Consider the following 1,845-nt stretch of genomic DNA (forward strand, 5'->3'; position numbering starts at 1 on the left):
GCTTTTGGATACACTCGACGGGTGCGAACTCTGCATCTGCGTAATGTGCCCGACGATGTCATGGACCGGCTCGAGCGGCTGGCGCGTGCAGCAAGCACGTCGGTGACTGCCGTCGCGATCCGCGAACTCGACGCCGCGACGCGCCGCGTCGACAATGCCGCGTTGGTCGCCACGTTGCCCGATCTCGATATTTCGACTGACAAGATCGTCGAGCACTTGGAGCCCGAGCGACGGTGATCGTCCTCGATGCGTCCGCGGCAGTGTCGGCGCTGCTCAACAGCGGTCAGGCGCGCCGCCTCGTCGCCGTTGAATCGGTTCACGCGCCCCACCTGGTGGATACGGAAGTGGTCAGCGTGCTCCGTCGCCACGTGGCCGCTGGTCTGATCGCGTCAGGGGAGGCGAGCCGGGCCCTGGATGTATGGAAAGGGCTCGGACTGATCCGTTACGCCGCTACACCCCTGCTGGAACGTGTCTGGCAACTTCGCCGCGCGGTAACCGCGTACGACGCGATGTACGTCGCTCTTGCCGAGAACCTCGACTGCGACCTCGTGACGGCGGACGCGAGACTGTCCGGCGCGAACGGGCCTCGATGCACCATCACGGTGGTGCCACGGTGACGCTGGAGGCCGCCAGTCTGAACGCAATTGAGACTGCGCTGATGGCGGTCCGTACTCGACATTTCCCGCCGCTAGTGCAGCCTCAACGCGACTGACCGCCCGAGATACGCTGTGCCACTACGCCATACCGTTCGATCCGCTCGGGATCTGCCAGCGCGTTGTAGAGCACCAGCCTTGTGGCCGCGTCGCCGTAGCGGTCGATCAGCGCGTCGGCCAGCCCGTCCCACGTCGACTCGGTCGCGAATGCCGCGATGTGCTCGTCGGAGATCTGCGCCACCATGCCGGGGATGTCGCCGGCCTTCTGCTTCTCCCGGATCCGCGCCGTCGTCCCCTCGAACCCGGCCTCGTCCCAGATGAACGCATAGTTCGGGGTGCTGCCGTAGAAGCTCATGCTGGCCCGTACCAACTCCCGCTCGCGGTGCCGCTCCACGTCGGTGTCACCGACGATCGTCATCACCGGCACGATCACGGCGATATCCTCCGGCGACCGCCCCGACTTCGCCGCTCCCTCAGCTAGTTTCGGCAGCACATGGCGCGCGATGTACCCGGGCTCGCCGAGGGGATGCACATGGACCCCGTCGGCGACCTCACCGGCCATCCGTAACATCCATGGATTGACCGCGGCGACATCGACCTTGGGGTCCGGCGCTTCGATGGGCCCGGCGCTCCACTGCGGCGTGATGAAGTCCAGGTCGTAGAAGTCGCCGTGATGGTCGAGCGTGCCGGTCCGGAAGGCCGTGAAGCAGGCTTTGACGGCGAGCACATAGTCCCGCAGCCGCGGACCGGGATGCTCGAACTCGACGCCGTAGCGGCGCACCACGTGTGTCCGCACCTGCGTGCCCAAGCCGAGCCGGAACTTCCCGCCGGTGGCCTCCTGCAACTCCCACGCCGTCGCCGCCGTCACGAACGGACTGCGCGGGAACGCCACCGCCACTCCCGTCGAGAACTCAAGACCCGGCGCCGCCTGCGCCGCCACCGCGGCGTTGAGGTAGGCGGTGCGGCCGGTCTCGGTGAACAGCATCCCGGAGAAGTGCGCGGCCTGTGTCCGACGGGCGAGATCACCGATCTCGCGCAGCGGCTGGGGTGTGGTCATCACATCAACCTGCATGGCTGCACCCTACGCGGCGACTACTCGTGTCCCGAGCCGGTCGAGAGCACAGCCATCGGCGTCCCCGGCAAACTCTTGCTAGGGCGAATTGTCAGAGCCTACTGGGATAATCGGCTTATG

Annotated in this window: 3 protein-coding genes; 2 read left to right on the forward strand and 1 reads right to left on the reverse strand. The window is 66.6% G+C overall.

All coding sequences use genetic code 11. The annotated features are described in order from the left end of the window. The first annotated feature begins 21 nt into the window (after nucleotides 1-21). Entirely contained in the window at nucleotides 22-237 is a 216-nt protein-coding gene (locus WA944_RS01355; protein ID WP_526646131.1) for an antitoxin, read from the forward strand. Then, a complete protein-coding gene (locus tag WA944_RS01360) occupies nucleotides 234-617 on the forward strand; it encodes a type II toxin-antitoxin system VapC family toxin (protein ID WP_526370430.1) in 384 nt (127 codons plus the stop codon). The genes WA944_RS01355 and WA944_RS01360 overlap by 4 nt, the downstream gene beginning before the upstream one ends. Nucleotides 618-699: 82 nt before the next feature. On the opposite strand, the gene WA944_RS01365 is transcribed toward WA944_RS01360, so the two are convergent. Continuing rightward, nucleotides 700-1,725, reverse strand: coding sequence for a TIGR03617 family F420-dependent LLM class oxidoreductase (locus WA944_RS01365; RefSeq protein ID WP_526646133.1), 1,026 nt, complete (start codon nucleotides 1,723-1,725; stop codon nucleotides 700-702). Nucleotides 1,726-1,845 lie beyond the last annotated feature (120 nt).

Source organism: Mycobacterium sp. (genome assembly GCF_049683355.1).
In the GTDB taxonomy this organism is placed as follows: domain Bacteria; phylum Actinomycetota; class Actinomycetes; order Mycobacteriales; family Mycobacteriaceae; genus Mycobacterium.

Excerpts from the sequence above, each read along its gene's own strand:
- WA944_RS01365 (WP_526646133.1), bottom strand. The coding sequence starts at position 1,725 with ATGCAGGTTGATGTGATGACCACACCCCAGCCGCTGCGCGAGATCGGT.